Genomic DNA, 23,698 nt, shown 5'->3' on the forward strand with positions numbered 1-23,698 from the left:
GCCGCATGGCGTTTTTTAAAGGAATGAAAGAAGATATCGCCAGTGTATTCGACCGTGATCCGGCTGCTCGAAACACAATGGAGGTGCTGTTCCATTATCCTGGACTGCATGCCATTTGGTTTCATCGCATAAGCCATAAACTCTGGACTTGGAAGCTTTACTGGTTGGCTCGTTTTCTTTCAAACGTCGCGCGCTGGTTGACCGGAATAGAAATTCATCCCGGAGCCAAAATTGGACGCCGTTTTTTCATTGATCACGGCATGGGTGTCGTTATTGGTGAAACCGCTGAAATTGGTGATGATGTGACCTTGTATCATGGGGTTACTTTAGGGGGCACCAGCTGGCATAAAGGCAAGCGACACCCAACGTTGAAAGACGGTGTTGTTATTGGTGCCGGCGCAAAGGTGTTGGGTCCTCTAACCGTTGGACAGCAAGCGAGAATTGGCTCGAATGCCGTGGTGGTACGGGATGTTCCTGAGTTAACGACGGTTGTTGGCATACCCGCTCGCGTGGCGAAATCGGGGGTCGATAAAGAGACCAGCGAACGTCGTGAGAAAATGGCAAAGGAATACGGCTTCGATGCGTATGCGATTTCAGCGGACAACCCCGATCCGGTGGCGACTGCTATAGGTCGTATGCTCGATCATGTGCAAGTTTTGGATAATAAAGTTTCAGATCTGTGCCAGGCGGTCAATAAGCTTGGTGGGGATGTTTGTGGTGAAATTCCTGAAGTCGATGTTGATGATGTGGACTTTTTGGAAGAAACCGAGCGCGCCGCTGAGCGACGCGCTCATCATAAAGAGCAAGATAACCCTTAGGACTTCAAGTCGAAACGTTCAATAAGCGAGTAGAGCTGTTTTATGGTTGCTTGCAGCTCTGTGCTTGAGTGTTGTGTCTGTTCAGACGTAGCCTGAGTGGAACGAGCGGTGTCAGCAATGGAAGTGATTTGTTCACTAATGTGTTCTGCAACACCGCTTTGCTCTTCAACCGCCGATGCCATTTGGGTCGACATATCTGAAATTTCCTGAATAGCCGTTGATATTTCACCTAACGCCGCATCGGCTTCACGAACCTTGTTAACTCCGTCCGCTGCGGCTTCTTCGCCTTTATTGGATACAGACACTGCGTTGCTGGCTTTGTCGCGCAGCTGTTGAATAACCTGATGAATGCTGTCTGTTGACTGCGTTGTGCGCTGAGCCAGGTTACGTACTTCGTCGGCGACTACCGAGAAACCCCGACCGTGCTCACCAGCGCGAGCGGCTTCAATAGCGGCATTGAGCGCCAGCAGGTTGGTTTGGTCAGCAATAGATGAAATTAAATCTGCTGCTTCGCCAATAGCTCCAGTTGACTGATCGAGCTCATGGACTGTTTGAGCAATCTCTTTAACTGCATCGTGCAAGCTGACAATGACATCACTTGCCTGACGGGCTAGACGGACACTGTTCTCAACGTTCGCATTAGCAGACTCGGCTTGCTGTGCATTACGCTCAACGGTGTCGGCGACCTCTTGAATAGCTGAGGACATTTCGTTCATTGCCGTTGCCGTTTGCTCGGTCGATGCTGTTTGTTTGTCAATTTGCGTCTTACTGTCAGCTGCTTGCTGATGCGTGTCTTCTGCAATAGTGAGAAGTCCCGACACTGCGTCCTTCATGCGGCTTAGTGCGGTTCTATTACGTGCGCCTTCACTTAGCAACTGCATTGCCAGTTTTGCTTCGCGGCCCTGCATATCGAAATAGGTCATACCGACCAGCTCAGAGTCGAATGCTTCCGGGCGTAGGTTGAGTAGCCCTTGTAGCATACGGCCAATATAGGCGCCGTAAGCAAAGGTCGTTACCGCGGTTGCAGCCAGTGCAATGAGCGCTGAAATGGGCTGGCCCATTAAGGCAATGACGGCACTGGCTACGGCGCCTGGTATTACTACGGGCATCAAGTCTTTGCAGCTAAGCCATAAACGCTGTGCTAAAGGTAATGCGTGCTTGCCTGCGTTTAAGCGATCATAAATGTTTTGTGCTCTTTTCTTTCGAGAGTCCGACGCTGCAACGCGAACGGATTCAAACCCTTTAGGCTTTCCGTCTTCCATAATGGGCGTGACATAGGCACTAACCCAATAGTGGTCGCCATTCTTACAACGGTTTTTGACAAGCCCCATCCAGGGTTTACCGCGTTTAATGGTCTTCCACATGTTTTCAAATACGCTCGCAGGCATATCCGGGTGACGCAGAATGTTGTGTGGCGAACCAATGAGCTGGTCCCGTGTATAACCGCTGACCTTGACGAAGTCCTCATTGCAGTGACGAATAACACCTTTTAGATCTGTCGACGAAATTAGCCGATAGTGTTCGGGAAAGCGGTGTTCTTTGCCGGTAACCGGACCATTATTTTTCATAGCAACCTTTATTACAGAAGTTTGATTAACATCAACATTAGTAAGGTTATCGTATTTTTGGGGGGAAAGTTTAGGGAAAACCGGAATAAAGTTGTTTTTTCCATAAAAAAACGCCGCTTAAAAAGCGGCGCTTCGAAATTCTTTAAAACGCTTAATGCACAATGTGCACTAAGAGTTCCTTACATAGGAACTACGTTTTCAGCTTGAGGACCTTTAGGACCTTGAGCAACGGTGAAAGAAACTTGCTGGCCTTCAGCCAAAGTTTTGAAACCGTCTGCTTGGATAGCGCTGAAATGTACGAATACGTCTGCGCCATTTTCTTGCTCGATGAAACCGAAGCCTTTTGCTTCGTTAAAGAATTTTACTTTACCAGTAGTAGTAGACATGCTGATATTTCCTCGTAGTGCATGTTAAAAACAAAAATGCTCAAAAAACTTGGTATTACTTGGACTTACAAAACGAGGTACAGCAAAAAGGACTTCGTAAATAATCTCAAATCAATAGCCGAAATTTTCTCAGCGGCTTCGAGTATACGCTTAATACAGCCCGAGTCAACAAGACCTTGTTTTATTTTAACCAGTTACGACTAATGTGGCGGAAAGTATCGGTGCCAGACTTCTCAAGCCATTCAAACGCCGCCATTTCGGAGGTAATAATTTCAACGCCCGAGTTTCTCATGCGCTCTATCGCACATTCTTTGTCTGTGGGACGTCGTGAGCCAACAGTGTCAGACGGCAAAAACACCTGGTAGCCGGCGTTTTGCATATCAATGGCAGTTTGCATGACACAAACGTGAGTTTCCATCCCCATGACGACAATGTGTTTTTTATTGTATTCACTAAGAACATCGCGAAACGTTTGCTCTTTCAATGCACTGAAGTGCGTTTTCTCAACCACACGACCGGCTTCAATAATTTCCTGCAAAGAGCTGACGGTGTAGCCCAGGCCTTTAGGGTATTGCTCGGTAATTAAAATGGGTACGTCCAGCTGCATAGCAATTTCACCCAGCCAGCGCATACGAGAGGTGACAATGTCTCGCTGGTGAATGGCCGGTAACAGCCGTTCCTGAGCGTCGACAATAAGAAGCAGCGAGTCTTGGGCTGAAAGCAACATGGAATACCTCATTAGCAATGTTTTATTGCATTCTACTTTAGCGGATTAACAAGACGATTAGCAAAAAGTCGTAACCTGCTTAAAAAATCCGCAGTAAATTTGCAGTCGCGCCCGCCAATAGCTACAATTCCCGCCTTTCCAAATGCAGATGCACATCCAAAACAGTAAATAAAAGGTGACACCATGGCTCCGGTATTGATTCTAATGGGTTCCCAGTCCGATTGGCCGGTAATGCAAAAAGCAGCAGAAATGCTGGAATCGCTGAACGTAAAATGGCAGGCGAAGGTCGTTTCTGCGCATCGTACGCCGGACTTACTTAAGTCGACGATGGAACAAGCCGAGCAAGACGGAGTGCCTGTGGTTATTGCCGGCGCCGGTGGCGCTGCTCACTTGCCGGGTATGCTGGCGGCTTATACGGCTATTCCTGTGTTTGGTGTGCCGGTTCCAAGCAAGCAGTTAAAAGGTTTAGACAGCTTGTTATCAATTGTGCAAATGCCTAAAGGTGTGGCTGTTGGTACTCTGGCGATTGGTGATGCCGGTGCGGCCAATGCGGGTTTGCTGGCGGCTCAGGTAATTGGCAGCTTTGACGGCGAAGTACGCAAACGCGTCCATGAATTCCGCAAAGCGCAGAAAGAAAAAGTGATGGCTAACTCAGATTTGGAGCTGCCAAAATGAAAATTTTGATCCTTGGCAACGGACAGTTAGGTCAAATGCTGGGTAAAGCCGTTATTCAGCAGGGGCATGAATGTGTTTTATACAGTGACCGGCTGGATAAGGTGATGGCTTTAGGTAGCCAACAACCTTTGGCGATGACGTTAGCCGAGGCCAATGACTGGGCGGATGTAACCACCTGGGAGCACGAGCACTTAGGCGAAGAGCTGGTTGCTAAAACTGCCGATAAGTTCTTATTAAAAGCGGAGCGCTTTAACGGTTTAGTTGATCGTCGTACGCAAAAAGCGCTTTGTGATGAGCTGGATATTCCGACTTCGGCCTGGAAGGCTTATGAGAATGTAGCTGAGCTGACGGCTATTTTAGAAAGTTGTGACCATGCGGTTGTTATTAAGTCGGCGAAAGGCGGCTACGACGGCAAGGGCCAGTGGCGCTGGAAACCGGGTGAGGACACTGCTGCTGTCGCTGAAGAGGCAGGGCAACGCCCGGGTATTGTTGAAGACATGATTAACTTTACCGACGAAGTGTCGGTTGTTGGTGCCCGTTCACACAAGGGGCAACAGCGTTGTTTTCCGCTGACCTTAAATGTTCATACACAGGGCATTTTGTCTTACAGTCTGGCTGGCGCAGAGCACTTTTCTAAAGAGCTTGAAGCGTTGGCTAAAGAGCATCACAAGAAGCTGACCGACGCACTGGATTACGTGGGCGTATTAGCTATTGAGTTCTTTGTCGTTGGTGAAGGCGAAAACCAACATTTGCTGGTGAACGAAGTGGCTCCGCGGGTTCACAACTCCGGGCATTGGACGATGAGTGGTGCTAACTGTGACCAGTTCAACCTGCACATTCGTGCTATTACCGGTTTACCGCTGCCCGAACTGCTCATTGCGCCTACTCTGATGGTGAACGTCATTGGTGTTGCGGGTATTCCTGAAGCTTTATGGGAAGCGGCTGCTGCCGACTGCCATTGGTATGGTAAGGATGCGCGACCCGGTCGAAAAGTGGGCCACGTGAATATAATGATCGACTCGTTTGAGCGCGGTGAGAACCTGGCCTCAACCTGGGCGGATAAACTGCAACTGTTAGTGAGTTAACGCTCGTTGCGATGAGCGGTTAAAACCGCTCATCCAGCCATTTCTGCATATCCTGAACCTGTTCTAAGCACAGCGAGTGCGGCATTGGGTAGGTTTGATACGTCACTGAAAACCCTTTCTCTTTCAAAATTGCGCAGGCTTTCTGACCAAGAACTTCCGGAACCACAGGGTCCTGAGTACCGTGCTGAACCAAAATTGGCAACTGTGCATTGGCTTCATTAACCTGAATATCACCGGCGGTGGCAAAGTACGTAGAATGCGCCATTAAACCCGCCAGCGGTTTCGGATAGGTTAAAGCGGCTTCATAACCCACGGCACCACCTTGAGAGAATCCGGCAATAATAATGCGTTTACTGTCGATGCCCTGAGCAATTTGCTCGTCTATCATGGCGTGTACTTTAGCCGCCGATTCGCGTAGCTGTTTGCTATCTATTTGGCGGTCGATACTCATATCGGTAATGTCGTACCAGGCAGGCATGACCATGCCCTGATTGATGGTTACCGGCATTTGCGGTGCGTGAGGAAACAAAAAGCGAACCTGCGCATTGGCAAATTTCAGGTGTTCGGTCATAGGGACAAAGTCATTGCCCGAGGCACCCAGACCATGTAGCCAAATGATAACGGCGTCGGCTGTGCCTGCCGGTTCGTGTTTTATGACTTCCAGAGACATTACTGCTTTCCTATTTCTGCGGCAGGGTACGAACCCAGCCAGTGAATGTTATTCATAGCGGCCAATTCTTCAAGAGCCGAAGCGACACCTTGTTCGCTGCGGTGGCCATCAAAGTCGATAAAGAAATGATAGTCACCAAACTGACTACCCGCCGGCCGTGACACTATGGAGGTTAAGTTAATTTGCTGCTTTGCAAACACCTGCAAGCTGTCGACCAGCAAGCCGGGATGGTCGTTGTCATCAATGAGCAGCAAACTGCTTTTCCAGCGCTGGTCTTTATTGAATTCAGGCTCTTCAGAAGTTGCAGATAATACCACGAAGCGCGTTTCGTTGCGTGGGTTGTCAGCGATATTGTTATTCAAGATCTGCAGCGTCTCCGGGCAACTAATGTGTTGGGGAACTATGGCTGCAGACGCCGCTTCAGCCGCTAGCAGAGCTTGAAGCGAGGCGGCATTACTGGCCGTATGAATAATGGGCAGCCCGAGCTTGTGTAAGTACTGATTACATTGTCCGGCTGCGACAAACTGCGCCCATATCTGTGTAGGGTTCGCGCTGTTGCTGAGGCATTGGAAGCCGACAGGAATACGAATTTCTGCCTGGATGCGTAAGGGTCGTTGCACCAAATAGTCGACGACCGGAGAAACGAAGCCTTCGGTCAAATTTTCAATAGGGACAACGGCAGCATCGCATTCTCGTCCAACCGACGCCAGGCAGCTGACCAGGTTATCCAGTAACTGAATATCGTGATCTTGTTCCGGCTGGAAAAGCCCCGCTGCAACCTCCGAAAAGGTGCCGGCAGGGCCTAAAGTGGCTAGTTTCATTTCTTATATTGCTCGAACCAGGCCAGTGCATGTTCAATTTTGGCAATCATGTTGGAAGGTCGAGCCGTAACTCCGTGAAAAGCGCCCGGAACACGAACCATAGCTGTATCTACTTTTTGCAGCTTTAATGCCTGGTAGAACTGCTCGGTTTCCGATATCGGTGTGCGACGATCCTTCTCGCCGGTGAACAGCATGACCGGTGTTTCAACGTCACCGACCATAGACAGCGGCGAGCGCTGCCAATAGTGCTCTAGTTCTTCCCATGGCATACCCGGGAATTGGTTGGTGATTTGGCCTATTGAGCTGTCAGCCGTCAGTACTTTACTGACCCAGTTAATAACCGGGTTAGTGGCTGCCGCGGCGTTGAAGCGATTGGTCAATCCGACTGCATAGGCTGTGGCGATACCGCCTGCCGAGCCGCCGGCAATAAACAGGTTGTCTGAGTCGGCAATGCCTTTATCAATGAGTAAATCAATGCCAGTCATGTGGTCAGCAAAGTCATAAGGTGACGAGTAATTGCCGTCCAACAACATGGCGAAGTCTTTACCGTAAGAAGTACTGCCGCGGTGGTTTACATAAAGCACCACATAGCCCTCGGCTGCATAGCGTTGGTGTTCTGCGGCAAAATGCGGACCATAAGACAGGTGAGGACCGCCGTGTATTTCTAACAGTAACGGGTACTCCTTGTTTTCATCGTAATTCGGCGGAGTAATATACCAGCCATGAATCTCCTGACCGTCATAGCGTGACTCATAGCGAATTTCGTGAACTTCACCCAGCTCACGGTGGCCGAGCAGATCTTCATTTAACTGAGTAAACTGAACCGCTTCACCACCTTGTGGCTGATAACCGACATCGGCGGGGCGATATTCAGACCCTTTGGTGTAGGCAATAGCACCGGTTTTTGAGGCTGTAAAAGAGCCCATGGTATAAGGGCGGCTGACATAAACGCCGGAAACGTCATCCACTCGGTTTGTCAGTTCATTGCTTAAAGTGACATCAGCAACAACAGTTTTCCCCTGATCGGCGTATGAAACCGCCAGTGATTCATTGCCAGTCCACTGTGGCGAGCTAAAAGAACGGTCAAAGTCAGCTTGAAGTTCTGTCTCTGAGCGTTCGCTCCAGTCCATGACCCACAATTGTGACTTATGGTAAGGCACTGGCTCGTTCGAGCTGTGTAAGTATGCCAGTCGCTCGCCGTCAGGAGAAAACTGCGGTGACGACTCACGGCCAGGCTTGTCAGTGACCTGTGTTACTTCTTTTGAGCTCAGGCTGACGCTGTAAAGGTCACTTTCATTCACCTGATATGCCCAGTCTTCAGAGCGGTTTCCGGAAAATACGATTTGGCTGTCGTCTTCTGTCCAGGCTAAGGGTCCGCCATGTCGATAAGGGCCTTCGGTCAGCTGGCGAGCAGTACCACCCTCAGCCGGAACCACAAAGAGTTGTGTATGCGCCGGCTCCAGAACGCCTTTACCGTCGCGCTGATAATAAGCTTCTTCCACTATAATCGGTGACTTAGACCACTTTGCGCCTTTCGGCTTCTTTGGTTTTTTTACGCTTTTAGCGAATGGCGTCGGTTCAGCATTCACTGACATGGTGAAAGCCAACTGAGAATCATCGTTAGACCAGCTAATGCTGCCCGGACTGTTGTTTACGTGAGTGACTTTGGCGGTGCGCTGCTCTTTAATCCAGTGCACATGAATTTGGTTCTTTTCCGAGCGGTTAGAGGCAAAAGCAAGGCGGGTACCATCGTTTGACCAGGCTAGGCTACCGTAGCTGAATTCATCGTCAAAAATCGGTAAATGTTGACCGGTTTCGGTATCAATCAGCCATAATGAACGACGAGTATTGTCTTTCATGTCGTCGAAGCTGTTGCGGATGTACGCAATATACTTACCGTCTGGTGAAATACTGACTTGATTGGCGTATTCAAGCTGGAAAATATCTTCCGCCTGAAAGGTCGTTTTGGCGGTTTCCTGAGCCAAAGTTGGCGCGGAAGTGAAAAGTAGCGCTAAGCTACCTGCGATAACGGATTGCTTTAACCACATTGTTGTTCTCCTTTCAGTTATGGCTTTACGTTACTCAAGCTGACGAAGCGATGCAAAGAGTTCCGTTCAAATTCGCAGAAAATACGGTAAACTGACACTCTGTTCCCAAAGCAGGTATAAGGAAAACGCATGCACTACCGCCAAACTCGCGCCGAAATATCGACCACAGCAATAGCGCATAACGCTAAGTGGGTGCGTAAAACGATGGTGGGTGGCAAGCTTCTGGGAGTGGTTAAAGCAGACGGTTACGGGCATGGCGTTACTCATGCTGCCAATGCGTTAGAGCCGCATGTCGACGGTATGGCGGCTGGTTTTATGGAAGAAGCGTTAGCGGTTCGCGAAGCTGGGTATCAGGGACCTTTGGTCATTTTGGAAGGCTGCTTCTCGGCGTCAGAGCTGGCTGTGTGTGCAGAATATAATTTAAGCCCCGTTGTTCACTGTGAGCAGCAATTACAGGCTATTGAACAAACTGCGTTAAATAAGCCGCTGTGGGTATGGTTAAAAGTCGACACAGGCATGCACCGCCTGGGTTGGTCTGAAGAACAGTCGCAACAAGCACTGGTGCGATTAAACGCAAGCCAGAATGTGGCGGATGTTACCCTCATGTCGCATTTAGCAAATGCGGACGCAGACCATAAGCTGAACGCAGAGCAAAAGCGACTGTTCTGCCAGTTGTCTGAGAGTATCAAAGGCTACCAAGCTCGCAGTTTCCACAATTCAGCGGGCTTATTGAACCCGGAAACCCAGTGGGTATTGCGAGACAATGATTGGGCTCGGGCGGGATTGTTGTTGTACGGCGTTAATCCGTCAACGGTCACAGAAGTGCAGGATAGTTTGAAACCAGCCATGCGTCTGGTTGCGCCGATTATTGCACTGCATAAGCTTGAGAAAGGAGAGTCAGTTGGCTATGGCAGTGCGTGGACAGCCCAGCGGACAAGCCTTATAGCAACTGTGGCAATGGGCTACGCGGACGGGTATCCTCGCCAGGCTGAAAACGGAACGCCTGCCATGGTTCGTGGGCACGAGGTAGGCGTAGCAGGGCGCGTGTCTATGGATATGCTGACCATAGATGTGACAGATGTTGCCGATGTTCAGATAGGCGACGATGTTGAGCTCTGGGGGCCAAATGTCGATGTGCGTCGAATTGCCGTATGTGCCGGGACTATTTCCTGGCACTTGCTCACAGGTGTTAGCGTGAGAGTGCCTAGGGTTAAGGTCTAGAGCCACGCCGCGCTATTAGCCATACAAAAAGTATGGCGACTATTAGTATTTGTCCTGCAAGCGCACCTGATCTTTATCAATAAAGACGTATACTTAAGGTAAACCTAAATAACAGGTGTTTGCCATGTTTGAGAGTTTTGACGCATTGTTCCTGGCGCGCTTTCAGTTCGCTTTCACTATCGCGTTTCACATTATTTTTCCTGCGTTCACCATTGGTGTGGCTAGCTATTTAGCTGTGCTTGAAGGGCTATATCTAAAAACCAGAAATCCGGTTTATCAGAAATTATTCCGTTACTGGGTCAAAATCTTCGCCGTTGCTTTTGGTATGGGCGTGGTGTCCGGCATTGTGATGAGTTATCAGTTTGGGACTAACTGGTCGGTATTCTCAGACAAAGCAGGGCCGGTTATCGGGCCGTTAATGGGTTACGAAGTACTGACTGCGTTCTTCCTTGAAGCCGGGTTCCTTGGTGTCATGCTGTTTGGTATGAACAAAGTGGGTGAAAAGCTGCACTTCTTTGCTACCTTGATGGTTGCAATCGGTACGGCCATTTCTGCTTTCTGGATACTATCGGTAAACAGCTGGATGCAGACCCCAGCCGGCTACGCCATGAATGACGTTGGTCAGTTTGTGGTGACTGACTGGTTTGAAGTGGTATTCAACCCTTCTTTTCCGTATCGGCTGGCGCATATGCTACTGGCCGCTTATTTAACCGTGGCCTTTGTCGTTGGTGCCGTCGGTGCCTGGCACTTGTTAAAAGACAAAACCAACGCCGCGGCACGCAAAATGTTTTCCATGGCCATGTGGATGGCGTTAATTGTTGCGCCGCTGCAAGTCTTTGTGGGTGACCTTCATGGGCTGAATACTCAGGAATATCAGCCCGCCAAAGTTGCCGCAATGGAAGGGCACTTTGACACCGAAGCCCGGGCACCACTGTACTTATTCGGATTGCCCAACGAAGAAACGGCGGAAGTGGACTACGCCTTAAAAGTACCGGGGCTTGCCAGCATTATTCTTAAGCATGATATTAATGCAGAAGTCACTGGTCTTGACCAATTTCCGCGTGAAGATTGGCCCCCAGTAGCGACCGTGTTTTGGTCATTCAGAATCATGGTCGGAATAGGACTTTTGATGGTGCTGGCGGGACTATGGTCAGGTCTGCAGCGTTTACGCGGAAAGCTTTATGACAACAGCCTGCTACTGCGCTTTAGTGTGTTCATGGGTCCCATGGGGTTTGTTGCTGTAATTGCTGGCTGGATAGTCACTGAAGTGGGTCGTCAGCCCTGGGTTATTTATGGCTTATTGCGCACAGCCGATGCTGCATCTCCTATTGATAAAGCGGGTGTCGCAGGCAGTCTGATAGCCTTTATTGTGGTTTACTTCCTCGTTTTTGGCGCCGGTACGTTCTATATTCTGCGCAAAATGGCAGCGGATCCTGCAAAAGTAACGATTCCCGAGTATGCCAAACATAAGCCGACAATGGCGGCTGAGCGCATTTACGATGAGGAGGCCTAAGCTATGGATTACGCACTGATTTGGGCAATATTAATTTCGGTCGCCGTATTTGCGTATGTTGCGCTTGACGGTTTTGATTTGGGTATTGCATTGCTTTTCCCCTGGTTTAAAAAAGAAGAAGATCGCGATGTAATGATGAACACTGTGGCGCCAGTCTGGGATGGTAATGAGACCTGGCTGGTACTAGGCGGTGGTGGCTTGTTGGCGGTGTTTCCGCTTGCCTACTCTGTGCTCATGCCTGCACTTTATATGCCGGTTATTGCTATGCTGTTGGGGCTCATTTTTCGTGGTGTGGCTTTCGAGTACCGCTTTAAAACTAAGCGAGCAAAAGGGGTTTGGGACTTATCCTTTATTATTGGTTCATTAATAGCGGCTTTGAGTCAGGGCATTATGCTGGGCGCAATGCTACAGGGTATTGAGGTAACAGACCGAGCCTATTCCGGCGGCTGGTTTGACTGGCTCACCCCATTTAGCTTCTTTTGTGGTATTGCTGTAGTTATTGGCTACATGATGCTGGGAGCGACTTGGTTAGTCATGAAAACCAAAGGTGACCTGCAGCGTCAAAGCTATCGGGCGGGTTGGTACAGCGCTATTCTTTTAGTGGCCTGTATTGCTTTTGTGAGTCTTTATTTGCCTTACGTTGACAGCTACATTGCTGAGCGTTGGTTTACTTACCCCGCATCGGTTGGCTTGTGGGTGTTACCAGTATTGTTGGTGGTTATTACTCTGGGCTTACTGCGATCGTTACAAAAACGGCAGGAAGGGCGGCCGTATTTGTGGGGCCTGGGGCTGTTTCTTCTGTCTTTTGCCGGGTTTGCGGTCAGTATTTTCCCTTACCTGGTACCGCGCAGCATTACTTTGTGGCAGGCCGCCGCGCCTGAAAACAGCCTGAAGTTTCTGCTGGTTGGTGCCGTGGTACTCTTGCCGATTATCTTTGCCTACACCGGTTATACCTATTGGGTGTTCAGAGGTAAGGTAGACCCAAACAGCGGGTATCATGACTGATGAAACCGGTACTTAAAAAGTGGCTGTGGTTTGTCGGTTTGTGGTGCCTGGGAGTGCTGGCTGTCACCTTAGTTGGCGGCCTTATCCGTTGGGCTTTATTGTAGAAACAGAAGGTTGGGTGAAGGCACCCATTGGCGGGTGCCTTTTTATTTGAGACCTAAAGTTACTTAGTTTTCTAACTGATGAACCCACTCAGTTAACAAGCGCACTCCAAAGCCGGTTGGTCCTGCCGGATGAATACCGGTATCCGAACTGACCATTGCGTCAGCAGCCATATCGATATGGATCCACGGCGTGTCACCGGCAAAGTGCTTAAGAAACGCTGCACCTGCCTGTGTGCCCGGAGAGCCAATGTTACGAATATCGGCCAGCGGGCTGTCGATAATGCCGTCATAGCCTTCTAAAGGCAGTTCCCAGACTTTTTCACCTGTTACATTGCCAGCCTCAATAATGGCTGTGCGTAAGTCGTCTTCAGACGCAAATAAAGCGGCATAACCGGTACCCAATGCACCAACTTTCGAACCGGTTAAGGTCGCAATATTGGCAATGGCGCGAGGTTTGAACTTGTCGTTGGCATACCAGTTACCGTCGCCAAGAATCAGACGACCTTCGGCATCGGTGTTGGCAATTTCTACCAAAGTCCCGTCACCAGCTCTAACGACGTCGCCCGGCAATGTTGCTGAACCAGAAATAAGGTTGTGCGACAGCGGTGCTACAGCAACCACATTGACCGGAGCTTCTTGTGCCGCTAGCGCCATAACCGCGCCAATAACGGCTCCAGCACCAGCTTTGTCGGTTTGCATGCGCAAAATAGACGAAGAACTGGTTTTTAAGTTATAGCCACCAGTGTCAAAGGTATTGCCTTTACCGACCAATGCAATTGGGTCGGCGTTACTGCCTTTATAGTGCGCGGCCAGCAGGTAAGAGCCGTGTTGGCTGCCCTGGCTAACACTTTTTAATAAACCCATACCCATTTCGTCGACCTGCTCAGGCGTGACAATGGTCAGCTCAATGTTTAAGTCTTTCATGGCTTCCTGAGCTAATTTCACAATAGCTTCAGGGTAGCCGTCGCTGCCGGGCAGAGCGGTAATGTCGCGGGCAACAAATACGCCTTCAGCAATAGCGCGAGAGGCCTGGTATTTTTTCTCTGCCATGTCAGGGCTTTTTACTAACCAGTGATAAGCCGCTTGCGGACGCTCTTTTGGTTCGGATTGATAACGGTCAAAGCGGTAATTACGTAAATCCATACCGTGAGCAATGTGAGCACTCAATTCGGCGGCAATGCCCGGGTTGCTAATAAGGCGTGTGTCGAAAACAACGTTTTCTAATTCAGGCTTTAAAACGGCCGCAATAGACGCTCCTAACTTTTCTGCTTCAAAACGGGAAAGTTCAGTCGGATTTCCTACGCCCGCCAGAAGCAGGTGATTGGCTTTGGTGCCTTCTGGCGCAATCACTGTTGTTAACTGTGACGCTTCGCCTTTAAATTCTTCAATCTCTGCTGCGCGGCTAACGGCACTTGCGTCAGAGCCTGACCATTCTGGTAGCTCAACTGCCGTACCTTCCGGCACAAAAATAACGCGAGTTTTGGTGTGTTTGTTTTCATCAGAAAAGCTCGTGGACGTGTCCAGGTAGTCACTTGCCAACGCAGGCAGCGACAAAACCGAAGAAACAGCCAAAGCACTCATGACTTGTTTTAACGACATAGTGTTTTCCTTGAATTAGGTTTTCTTGAGTTGTCTGCGTTTACTATAAAACCATAACCCACTGACAGGCAAAGCGATTAAGGCCAAACCCGATAAAAGCACGACGAATTCATTGTCCGCTATAGTTGATACTGATAAAAACAACACAGGTTGTGGTAGTCTGAGAGAAAACAAGAAAAAGGTCATACCATCATGAAAACATTATCTAAAATTCTGTGTGTTAGTGCAGCTGCTGGTGCGTTATTGGCTTGCTCTGAAAGTGCAAAAGTTGAGCGGGAAGAGGGCGTCTCACTGGAGCAGAAAATTCGTCAAACCGCCGAACAGTCTCTGGATGCTTTTAACATTCCGGGCCTTGCGGTTGTTGCGGTTAAAGACGGTGAAGTCATTTTAGCTGAAGGCTTCGGCGTACGCGATATTGAGTCACAAGAGCCGGTTACGCCAACAACTTTGTTCGGTATCGCTTCTCATACCAAGGCCTTTACCGCTGCGGCTATGGCAACCCTGGTTGAGCAGGGAAAAGTGGAGTGGGACGATAAAGTCATTGAGCACTTACCAAGTTTTAAACTAGCAGACCCATACATCACTCGTGAGCTGACCATTCGGGACTTACTGAGTCACCGTTCTGGCCTTGGGTTAGGTGCCGGCGACTTGATGATTTGGCCGAACACCGACAAAACCACCGACGAAGTCATTGCCGGCTTGGCCAATGTGCCCATTGAACATGGCTTTCGTGAACGCTTTGACTACAACAACTTGATGTTTGTGACAGCAGGTGAGGTGATTAGCGAAGTCTCGGGTATGCCGTATCATCAGTACGTTGAGCAAACGCTGTTTGAGCCCATGCAAATGGACGAAAGCACTATTGGATTTTCTCGTATTGATGCTAGTTACGACAATGTGGCGGTAGGCACCATTGAAATGGACGGTGAACTGCATCGGTTCCCGCTCGACTTTCTTGAGGACTTCTCTGCGGCGGGAGCAACGGCAGCAAGTGTTGATGATATGAGCCGTTGGCTGCTGACTCTGCTGAATGAAGGCGAAACACCGACCGACAGACGTTTATTTAAGGAAGAGTCGTTGCACGATATGTGGCAACTGACCACGCCACTGCCGGTGTCGGCTGATGCGGCAGAGCAAGGCACATACTTTCGTGGCTATGGGTTAGGTTGGTTCGTAAAAGACTATTATGGTGTTAAGCATGTGTCTCACAGCGGCGGTATTTTGGGAATGCTGTCTTTTACAACGGTTATTCCTGAAAAAGAGTTCGCCATTACTGTTATGAGTAATCAGCAGGCGTTTGGTGCGTTGACCGCAATAGTGCAAGAGTCTCTGGAAGTAGTTCTGGATGTGCCGGACCAGGAATGGGTCGCAAAGGAAAGTAAGAAATATCATGAGTTCATTCAGAAAAAGACGGACTTTAAGGTAGAGGCGGTTGATGATCCGCAGCCATCGCTGGCGCTATCGAAATATGCGGGAACTTATACCGACGCCTGGTACGGCGATGTCGTTATATCTGAGAAGGGCGACGCTCTGCACATAGATTTCACCCATACCGATATGCTGAAAGGTTCGCTGGAGCACTACAACGGCAATACCTTTATTGTGCGTTGGGATGAACCCTTGTTAGAAGCCGATGCCTTTATTGATTTTAATGTGAATAGAAACAACGAAATAAAGACAGCAACAATGGAAGTGGTAGCTGACTTTACGGACTTTAGTTTCGACTTTCACAACTTAAAACTCGAGAAGCAGTAACCACGCCAACTCTGGACATAGCGAGGGCCAGTCCCTATAATGCCCTCGCTTTCCAAAGCATGCGCACCCTTAGCTCAGCTGGATAGAGCGTCGCCCTCCGGAGGCGAAGGTCATAGGTTCGACTCCTATAGGGTGCGCCATATTCTATGTATCTCGCAGCGTTAGTTATTACTAACTTTTTATTTTCTTGTGTCCATTCCGTGTCTTAATTGACTTCTATCAACGGTTTGCGAACTTCTAAAAGTACGTCATCAAACACCGTGGGTAGTCATTTTATTAAACTTATAGTTTGATTAATTAAAAATACACGTCAATAATTAACGTTTATATCTAAATTTTTAAACTGAAGGCGCCTGATGCTAAACCATGAAGCAAGGAAAACATTAAGACTAAAGCTACCTTTGGGCATGGTAGCAACGAAGCGTTGGCTACAAGAGCAGGGGTTAAGTTTGCACTACATCGACAACTCAGTCCGAAGAGGAGCCTTAGTTGTAGTTGCTCCCGGAGTTTATTATCGAGAAGAATCTTATCCTACTTGGCAGGGTGTGGTCGCTTCACTGCAGCGAATGGTCAGGCCCCCTGTCCATATGGGAGGGCTAAGTGCGGTAGCGTTACATGGTGTAAGCCATTTCGTAAATAACAGTGGCAAGCCTCTAGTTGACTTATACTCTCCCGATAAGCTCCCAGTCTGGATTGATAAGATAAATGTAGAAGCCAATTTTGAATGGCATGGTACGAAACGTCTGTGGCCTGAATCATTAATGAACGAACAGCGCGTTATTCGTCATCATCAATGGGCAAAGGGCCTGCCGGAAATAACGTATTCATGTGTTGAAAAAGCTTACTTAGAAGTTCTTAACGAGGTACCTAAGCATGTCAGCTTTGAGCACGCTGACGCCCTCCTTCAGGGGTTGCATAACTTATCACCTCGGAAGCTGGATACGTTGTTAAAAGCCTGTCTTAACGTAAAAGTCAAACGGCTATTCTGTTGGCTAGCGGAGCGTAATCAACAGCCTTGGTTTAAACACTTAAACCCAAGCGAATATGATCTAGGCTCAGGCAAGAGGGTCATAGCAGTAGATGGCCGCCTGGAAAGTAAATGGCAAATTACGGTTCCCAAGGAGATGTAAATTATCATGGATAGAAATAGCGTTTATTATCGTCAGGTTCAGCTGCTTATGCAGGTGCTACCATTTGTTGCGGCTCATGACTGTTTTGCGCTCAAAGGCGGTACAGCGATTAACCTATTTGTCAGAGATTTTCCAAGGCTGTCGGTTGATATTGACCTCGTCTTTTTACCTATGATGGACCGGGGTGAGGCACTTCAAATGATCACAAGTCACCTGGAGCAAATAGCAAAGAATCTTACCGCAGCGCTGCAAGATGTGACTGTCATACGCTCATTTGAAGTTAAAAAGGACGCGCTCCGTTTATTGGCGGAGCGTGATGTTGGCGGTACAAAGGTTCAGATAAAGATAGAACTGTCACCTGTTCTTCGAGGAACGGTCTACGAATCAAACGCTTTGAGTGTTACTGAAGCGGTTGAAAATGAATTCGGATTCGCGGAAATTTCAGTGGTCAGTTTTGCCGACCTCTATGCTGGTAAAATTTGCGCCGCACTCGATCGGCAACACCCTAGGGACTTGTTTGACGTCAAACTACTCTTGGATAATGAAGGCCTCACTGATGATATTCGTAAAGCGTTAATTGTTTATATGATCAGCCACCCGCGTCCTATTTCGGAATTATTACGACCCAATTTCAAAGATATTGCTGCCCTTTATGAGGGGGAATTTAAGTCGATGGCAGACATTGATGTCCCGCTAGTGGAGCTTATGGCTGCGCGTGAGGAAATTGTAAAACGTATGCATGCTACATTTACTGACGAGGAGAGGTCGTTTCTTTTGACGTTTAAGTCACGCAAACCGGATTGGTCATTACTCGGAATTGCGAATATTGAGCAGTTGCCTGCTGTTCGTTGGAAACTGAATAACCTCCAAAAAATGAGTGAGGAAAGGCACCGGATAGCTTATAACAAACTTAAGGAAGCTCTCAATTCATAACGCGCGTCGTGTTCTTCCTAAACCACTTTACCCCGTACCCCTTGCCTTAAGCCCTATGGGCTTAAGGTAGCACATTTACTCAGTTTTATTTCAAATTTGGCGCGGTTTTTATATTCTTTTTCATGTGCTTTTTGTTCGGAGTTACCTCCGAAAACTTTCGTTGGCCTTAAATCCGATGTATTTTTGGCATAGTTCGATGTGTCATGTTTTGCAGCTTGTTGGCCTCACTAGTTGAAATACCTGGCTAAATGGCCTGATCAAAAATCGTCTGTAAGCCTCGCCACACCTGATAAAACCACTTTCGTAGGTATGGTACCACTTAACCACTTTTCGTTGGGGTATACTCCGGAGGCAAAGGTCGTTCGGTAAATAGGCACAGTGGTTAGAAGTCAAAATTTGGAAATGCGCCCGTAGCTCAGCTGGATAGAGCGCCGCCCTCCGGAGGCGGAGGTCACAGGTTCGACTCCTGTCGGGCGCGCCATTTTACTGGCCTGCAGTGATTTTCTTCCTTTCGCATCTACTCTAAATTCTTTTCTTTGCTGATTTTTCGGTGGATCAAGGCTGTGTCCATTCTGTGTCCAGATTGTGGCCTGAGATTTTACAACCGTACTAAAAAACAGTGAGTTTGACCTTTACCTCTGGAATGACCCCAGTACCATTGACACCCTGACACCTCAAAATGAGGTTTGCTCGAACTGCTTGGGGCTGATGCCACCTAGATGGTTATAGGTGTCTATCAAATCAGTGGAGATTCATAAAGACTGAAATTACGTTCTAGTTTCTTCGTCATCTTGCCTGCTAATTGTGTTTTCGTACATGATAGCACCTATAATGAGATGGCCAAATTTGGTTTGCCATTACACTTCTAAATTTATTATGTCTATAGGGCTTCACCTAGATTTTAGGAACATCTCAAGATATTAGGGGAAGTTTCCTAGAGAGCATCCTGCGTCGTTAACCAAGTAGGCGTTGCCTGAGTTCATCAGGCGCCAGACCAAGCCATCGCTTACAGGCGCGACGAAAATTGTTGGGGTTGCTGTAACCGAGTTTCTGCGCAAGTTCGCGGTTAGTGCCACCGGGTTGCTGCAACAAATCCAGCAGCTTATACAGCCGCACTTGATCATAAAATATTTGATAAGACTGACCAAAACTGGCGAATAGGCGTTTGCATGAGGACACGCTAAGCCCCATGACCTCTGACAGCTCACTTAGTGAAACGTCCTCAGAGCGGTTAAGCCGCAACAACAAATAGCGAAAAATACGTTCAAGTTGCGTGGGAGTTGCTAAAGATTGCCGTTGTATCTGACAAAAATAGCGTGCTTGCTTTAATTGTCCCGGCTTCACAGTTCGGCACTGAATCAGTTGTTGGCGGGGTATTACAAGGCGAGTAATCTCGCGTACATGAGTTTGTACTTGCCATTTTCGCCACACTGGAAGGGGAGTTATGTCCGGTGGCAGGTGCAAACACCAATGATGAAGATCATCGCCACGCAACTTGGCAATAGACACGAATAAGGCAATAGTCAGTTTTATGCTGGCGCACCGCGCTGCGGTAGTCATTTTATTGCGGCTGCCTGAAAAAGGAATGATGTCGACGACAAGCTCTTTAGGTCTCTGCTGCGGTAACAGAATCACATTGGGAATCACTAGATCGCGGTAGCGATAACTATATCGAAGCGCATCAGCAAGACTGGCGGCTTGTAAACTCAAATCAACCAATGGGTTTAGTGCACTTCGACAAAAGGTCTCGGCTATCAATTGCCATATCTGTGGCTCGTTAACCTGGCATTCAACCTGTCCCAATAATTGTTGCAACTGACAGTGGGAAATCCGGTAGTCAGCAGTTTTTATGCCGTCATAATAGGGAGGTAAGTCTCGCAGTAACTCATCAGTATTGATGCCCCGCTGCCGCAGCAGTGGCTGCAGAGCAGCCAGCCACGGTTTAGCGTACAACAAAGGTGAGTTAAGCGAGCGTCCGGGCTGCACGTGTATCCCCTTGCTGGGTGTCGGCACTGGTATTTTCGGTAGCTTCATGAAGCATATCAATAGCCTGCTCTGCGTTGGCTTCCTTTACTTCGTGCAGGGTAACCTGGCAACCCAGATAAGCAGGCGTATCCAGCTCATTGGTAATGGCATTGGCTAATCCCTTAAGCAATTGACGAGCCTGTGCGTAATCGGTGTTTGGCAACAGAACAAGAAAGCGGTCGCTGTGCTCGCGACACACACAATCGCAGGGTCGTAGCAACAATGAAATCAATTCGCTGACGTGATGCAAAAGTTGATCACCGGCGACGCTACCATAACTATGATTAAAACGAGAAAAACAAGTCAGGTTAAGGTGAGCGATACACAGTGGTTGTGTTGACTTGGCGACATCAGCGATTTCGCGTTGTAGCAAATAATGGAAATAGCGTGCGGTATAAAGCGTTGTCAGAGGATCTAACCATTGGTGGTCGCGCAACACTTTTTCCCGTGTGGCCAATTGTCGAGTAACCTGCAGATGTTCTTTGCGCCATTCCAGCGCACCGATGGCGATTAGCATAAGACCCAGCGGCTGAGGCAGCGATTCGAGCCAGCTTATCAGGCGCAAATCGTCGGGGTAGTGAACAAACTCATCGAGTAGGTCGAGACTCAGGGAAAATATCAAAATGAGGCCACCGCTGTAAAAATGCTCCGTCACTCGCCCTTGAGGGCGTGTTGATACCATCAATATCAAACCAAGCACCGCAAGTATCAGAGTTGATGCTTCACCGAGTACATCAAAAAAATCAATGATTGTTAGCGCTTTTGCTGAACCTAACTGATAACTGAACAGTAACGCCAGAGCCATCACCAGAATCATTAATGCCACTCTCCAGTTACTTAACTGTATTATCCAGGATGGTTTTTTCGTATACACCTTAGGCTCCGTTTATCGTGCAAAATTGCTGTAACCATAACCTGCGTTTATGACAAAGCGGTGACACCTTGATACCGAGTTGAGCTAATACGACCCGAATCAGAACAGCTCGAAATGCCTAACCGGCAACCGTTGTAGTGTCATGAAAGCCGCCTAGGGTAGCAAGCGTTAACCCAAACAACTCAGGTGAGGATGATCATGAAAAAGTCGTATTTGGCCTATGCCATTGCCGTGTCTTGTATAGTGACAGGAACCGCACAGGCTGCTATGCAGCAAAAAGAAACACAACAAAGTTCTGAAAACGAGCAAAAGGCTCTGGAAGAGGTCGTGACCATAGGTTACCGCGACTCGGTTAAGCGAGCCGTTCAGCAGCAGCGCGAATCAGATGGAATCATTAACGTGCTAAAAAAGGACGATATGGGAAAACTGCAGGATGACAGTGTCAGTGACGCCTTACAGCGTATTCCCGGTTTATCGGTGGAGCGCGATCAAGGCGAAGGTCGGTTCATCCGCATTCGTGGTCTGGCCCCGGATCTTAACTCGGTATCCTACAATGGCACCGTTTTGGCTGCCCCTGAGGCCGGTCGCCGCGCGGTAGCGTTAGATGTTATCCCGTCGGACTTACTGGAATCGGTGGTGGTGAATAAAACACTGACGCCGGACATTGCTGCCGGTAGCCTCGGTGGTAATATCGAGCTGAAAAGCATGACCGCCTTTGATCGTGACGGAGCGTTCTACTCATTGGGTGCAGATCTGGGTTACAACCAGCAGGCGTCAGAGACCAACCCTAAAGTTTCTGGTGTAATCAGCAATACGTTCGATATCGGCGGTAACGACGACAGCTTTGGGGTTGCCTTAGCCGGTAGCCATCAGGAACGCTCGTTTACCACGGATAATGTCGAAACCGGCGGTAACTGGGACTTTGATGAACCGGGCCTGGAAGAGTTTGAACAACGTGCCTATGCCGTCACTCGTGAACGGACGGGCTTAGCCCTTAACCTCGACTACCGGCCAACTGAAAATGCCGAGTATTACCTGCGCACGCTCTACAGCGAGTTTGCTGACACTGAAATTCGCCAAGGCATCATTACTGAATTTGCTGATCCTCTGGTGGAAGGCTCAACCGGTGCCGGTGAGGTGGTGCGTGAACTGAAGGATCGCACAGAAACCCAGAAAATTCAGGCCTATGTACTGGGTACGGAACAACGCATGGGTGACTGGCAACTGACGGTGGAAGCGGGCACCAGTGAAGCCAGTGAGTCACAGCCCTTTGCCATCGGTGGCGCTCAGTTTGTGCAGGAGTTTGACGAGGGCCTCGGCTATCGTGGGGTGAAAAAACTGCAGTTGCTGGCACCGGATACGGCTTATCAGACTGGCGGTTATGATATAGATGAAGTTGAAGTCAGCGACGCCTATACCGAGGAAACCGAAAGCAACGCGAAAGTAGACATTGCTTACGACTGGATGCAGCCAAGCTATCAGGCGACTTTTAAAGCCGGGGTAAAAGTCAGTCAACGGGAAAAAACCGCCCGTGAAGACATATACATCTACGAGGACTTTGCGGACTTAGGTGTGAGTGGGTTAACCCTCGCGGATTATCAGACTGGTGAGGTCGATTACGGGCTCGATCGCTTTGGGCTGGGCATCAATGCCGGTGATTTGTGGCAGATGTTGGAGCCGCTGGATAGGGATGAGTTCTTCGACGAGGTAGAGTCGCGTATTGCCAGTTATGGCATCGAAGAAGACATCAGTGCTGGTTATTTTATGTTTGATATCGGGTTTGATCGTTGGCAGGTCATCGCCGGTGCGCGCTATGAACATGAAAAGCGCAGCGCAAACGGCAGCCGTTATAACGATGAAACCGACACCTTTACCCCGGAATACGCAGAATTCAGTGACGCCAACTGGCTACCGAGCCTGGTTACACGCTATGACGTAAGTGATGCCACTATCCTGCGTATGGCGTACAGCACCGGTCTGGTGCGTCCAAACTTCGAACAGGTGCGACCAAGTTACTTCCTGGAAAACGACGACGGCGACTTAAAGTCTGAGTTTGGTAACCCAGCACTGCAACCGTTGACTTCGCAAAATCTTGATATGGGTATCGAGCATTATGACGAGTCATTGGGCGTGGTATCGTTGATGGCGTTTTATAAGGACATTGAGAATTTCGTTTATGAGGCTGATCTGGCAGGTCGTTCGGGTTATGAAAACTTCGACGAAGCGGTGACCTTCATTAATGGTGATGACGCTTATCTGTATGGCCTGGAGCTGAACGTGGTTCACCAATTATCGGGCTTCAATAACTGGCTGGATAACGTCCTCATCAGCAGCAACGTCACCCTGACCGACTCCGAAGCCACAGTCGATTGGCTGGATGAAGGGCAGCTGCAAACTCGTGATATTGCTTTACCCAGTCAGTCAGACACTACCGCCAATTTGGCACTGGGTTATGAAACCAATCGCCTAAGCCTGCGTCTGGCCGCTAATTATAAGTCAGAGTACCTGGCGGAGCTGGGCGACATTGAGGACAGCCGTTACGACATCATGGAGGACGATAACTTGACCGTTGACTTTTCGGCGAAATGGGTCATCAACGACAACCTCAATGTGAGCTTTGCGGCTAATAACCTGACCGACGAGCCTTTCTACGTGTATACCGGCCAGAGCCGTTACAACGCACAATACGAGAGCTACGGGCGCAGCTACACTCTGGGTATTCAACTGATCAACTGGTAAAT

The 23,698-nt window shown here is 48.8% G+C and carries 19 protein-coding genes and 2 tRNA genes; 12 read left to right on the plus strand and 9 right to left on the minus strand.

From position 1 onward, the window contains the following. The first annotated feature begins 5 nt into the window (after positions 1-5). Positions 6-818: a serine O-acetyltransferase gene (gene cysE, locus CWI73_RS06940; protein ID WP_126752117.1), complete on the plus strand. Its 813-nt coding sequence runs from the start codon at positions 6-8 to the stop codon at positions 816-818. Here the strand turns inward: cysE and CWI73_RS06945 are convergent. From CWI73_RS06945 to CWI73_RS06955, 3 genes are all read right to left on the minus strand, one after another. After that, positions 815-2,386, minus strand: coding sequence for a methyl-accepting chemotaxis protein (locus tag CWI73_RS06945; RefSeq protein WP_126752118.1), 1,572 nt, complete (start codon positions 2,384-2,386; stop codon positions 815-817). The two genes, cysE and CWI73_RS06945, sit on opposite strands and share 4 nt — an antisense overlap. A gap of 179 nt (positions 2,387-2,565) precedes the next feature. Beyond that, on the minus strand, positions 2,566-2,772 hold the full coding sequence (locus CWI73_RS06950) for a cold-shock protein (RefSeq protein ID WP_006954095.1): 207 nt from the start codon (positions 2,770-2,772) through the stop codon (positions 2,566-2,568). 181 nt (positions 2,773-2,953) lie between these two features. Beyond that, positions 2,954-3,499, minus strand: a complete 546-nt coding sequence (locus CWI73_RS06955) for a hydrolase (protein ID WP_053954127.1) — start codon at positions 3,497-3,499, stop codon at positions 2,954-2,956. A gap of 183 nt (positions 3,500-3,682) precedes the next feature. Here CWI73_RS06955 and purE point away from each other — a divergent pair, with 183 nt between their 5' ends. Both purE and CWI73_RS06965 read left to right on the plus strand, forming a co-directional pair. After that, positions 3,683-4,174: a 5-(carboxyamino)imidazole ribonucleotide mutase gene (gene purE / locus CWI73_RS06960; protein ID WP_126752119.1), complete on the plus strand. Its 492-nt coding sequence runs from the start codon at positions 3,683-3,685 to the stop codon at positions 4,172-4,174. Beyond that, a complete protein-coding gene (locus tag CWI73_RS06965) occupies positions 4,171-5,259 on the plus strand; it encodes an ATP-grasp domain-containing protein (protein WP_126752120.1) in 1,089 nt (362 codons plus the stop codon). Before purE ends, CWI73_RS06965 begins: the two co-directional genes overlap by 4 nt. 19 nt (positions 5,260-5,278) lie before the next feature. Here CWI73_RS06965 and CWI73_RS06970 read toward each other — a convergent pair whose 3' ends face one another. From CWI73_RS06970 to CWI73_RS06980, 3 genes are read right to left on the minus strand one after another with little or no spacing between them, the layout of a single operon-like run. Further along, a complete protein-coding gene (locus CWI73_RS06970; protein ID WP_126752121.1) occupies positions 5,279-5,929 on the minus strand; it encodes an alpha/beta hydrolase in 651 nt (216 codons plus the stop codon). Next, positions 5,929-6,750: a prephenate dehydratase gene (locus CWI73_RS06975; RefSeq protein ID WP_126752122.1), complete on the minus strand. Its 822-nt coding sequence runs from the start codon at positions 6,748-6,750 to the stop codon at positions 5,929-5,931. The genes CWI73_RS06970 and CWI73_RS06975 overlap by 1 nt, the downstream gene beginning before the upstream one ends. Next, entirely contained in the window at positions 6,747-8,798 is a 2,052-nt protein-coding gene (locus CWI73_RS06980; RefSeq protein ID WP_126752123.1) for a S9 family peptidase, read from the minus strand. Before CWI73_RS06980 ends, CWI73_RS06975 begins: the two co-directional genes overlap by 4 nt. A gap of 129 nt (positions 8,799-8,927) precedes the next feature. On the opposite strand from CWI73_RS06980, the gene alr reads away from it, so the two are divergent. The 3 genes from alr to cydB all read left to right on the plus strand — a co-directional run bounded on the left by alr (position 8,928) and on the right by cydB (position 12,537). Beyond that, positions 8,928-10,019, plus strand: coding sequence for an alanine racemase (gene alr / locus CWI73_RS06985; RefSeq protein WP_126752124.1), 1,092 nt, complete (start codon positions 8,928-8,930; stop codon positions 10,017-10,019). Between the two features lie 124 nt (positions 10,020-10,143). Further along, positions 10,144-11,532, plus strand: coding sequence for a cytochrome ubiquinol oxidase subunit I (locus tag CWI73_RS06990; protein ID WP_126752125.1), 1,389 nt, complete (start codon positions 10,144-10,146; stop codon positions 11,530-11,532). Between the two features lie 3 nt (positions 11,533-11,535). After that, the gene (gene cydB / locus CWI73_RS06995) at positions 11,536-12,537 is read left to right on the plus strand and encodes a cytochrome d ubiquinol oxidase subunit II (RefSeq protein ID WP_126752126.1); all 1,002 of its coding nucleotides are present in this window, start codon (positions 11,536-11,538) and stop codon (positions 12,535-12,537) included. 167 nt (positions 12,538-12,704) lie between these two features. Here the strand turns inward: cydB and CWI73_RS07000 are convergent, their stop codons facing one another. Continuing rightward, on the minus strand, positions 12,705-14,240 hold the full coding sequence (locus CWI73_RS07000; RefSeq protein WP_126752127.1) for a leucyl aminopeptidase family protein: 1,536 nt from the start codon (positions 14,238-14,240) through the stop codon (positions 12,705-12,707). Positions 14,241-14,432: 192 nt separating this feature from the next. Here CWI73_RS07000 and CWI73_RS07005 point away from each other — a divergent pair, with 192 nt between their 5' ends. The 5 genes from CWI73_RS07005 (at position 14,433) to CWI73_RS07025 (ending at position 18,539) form a co-directional block, all read left to right on the plus strand. Continuing rightward, on the plus strand, positions 14,433-15,995 hold the full coding sequence (locus CWI73_RS07005; protein ID WP_126752128.1) for a serine hydrolase: 1,563 nt from the start codon (positions 14,433-14,435) through the stop codon (positions 15,993-15,995). Positions 15,996-16,058: 63 nt separating this feature from the next. Beyond that, positions 16,059-16,135: transfer RNA gene (locus CWI73_RS07010), tRNA-Arg, on the plus strand. A 216-nt stretch (positions 16,136-16,351) separates the two neighbouring features. Then, complete coding sequence (locus CWI73_RS07015) at positions 16,352-17,125, plus strand: type IV toxin-antitoxin system AbiEi family antitoxin domain-containing protein (RefSeq protein WP_126752129.1); 774 nt, start codon at positions 16,352-16,354, stop codon at positions 17,123-17,125. A gap of 6 nt (positions 17,126-17,131) precedes the next feature. Further along, the gene (locus CWI73_RS07020) at positions 17,132-18,058 is read left to right on the plus strand and encodes a nucleotidyl transferase AbiEii/AbiGii toxin family protein (protein ID WP_126752130.1); all 927 of its coding nucleotides are present in this window, start codon (positions 17,132-17,134) and stop codon (positions 18,056-18,058) included. A 404-nt stretch (positions 18,059-18,462) separates the two neighbouring features. Further along, positions 18,463-18,539: transfer RNA gene (locus CWI73_RS07025), tRNA-Arg, on the plus strand. Positions 18,540-19,012: 473 nt separating this feature from the next. Here CWI73_RS07025 and CWI73_RS12590 read toward each other — a convergent pair. Continuing rightward, positions 19,013-20,044, minus strand: coding sequence for a helix-turn-helix domain-containing protein (locus CWI73_RS12590; protein WP_241968859.1), 1,032 nt, complete (start codon positions 20,042-20,044; stop codon positions 19,013-19,015). Next, a complete protein-coding gene (locus tag CWI73_RS07035; RefSeq protein WP_241968860.1) occupies positions 20,022-20,957 on the minus strand; it encodes a GGDEF domain-containing protein in 936 nt (311 codons plus the stop codon). The genes CWI73_RS12590 and CWI73_RS07035 overlap by 23 nt, the downstream gene beginning before the upstream one ends. A 198-nt stretch (positions 20,958-21,155) precedes the next feature. On the opposite strand from CWI73_RS07035, the gene CWI73_RS07040 reads away from it, so the two are divergent. Further along, entirely contained in the window at positions 21,156-23,696 is a 2,541-nt protein-coding gene (locus CWI73_RS07040) for a TonB-dependent receptor (protein WP_241968861.1), read from the plus strand. Positions 23,697-23,698: the final 2 nt, after the last annotated feature.

Origin of the sequence: Idiomarina piscisalsi (genome assembly GCF_003987095.1) — a bacterium.
In the GTDB taxonomy this organism is placed as follows: Bacteria; Pseudomonadota; Gammaproteobacteria; order Enterobacterales; family Alteromonadaceae; genus Idiomarina; species Idiomarina piscisalsi.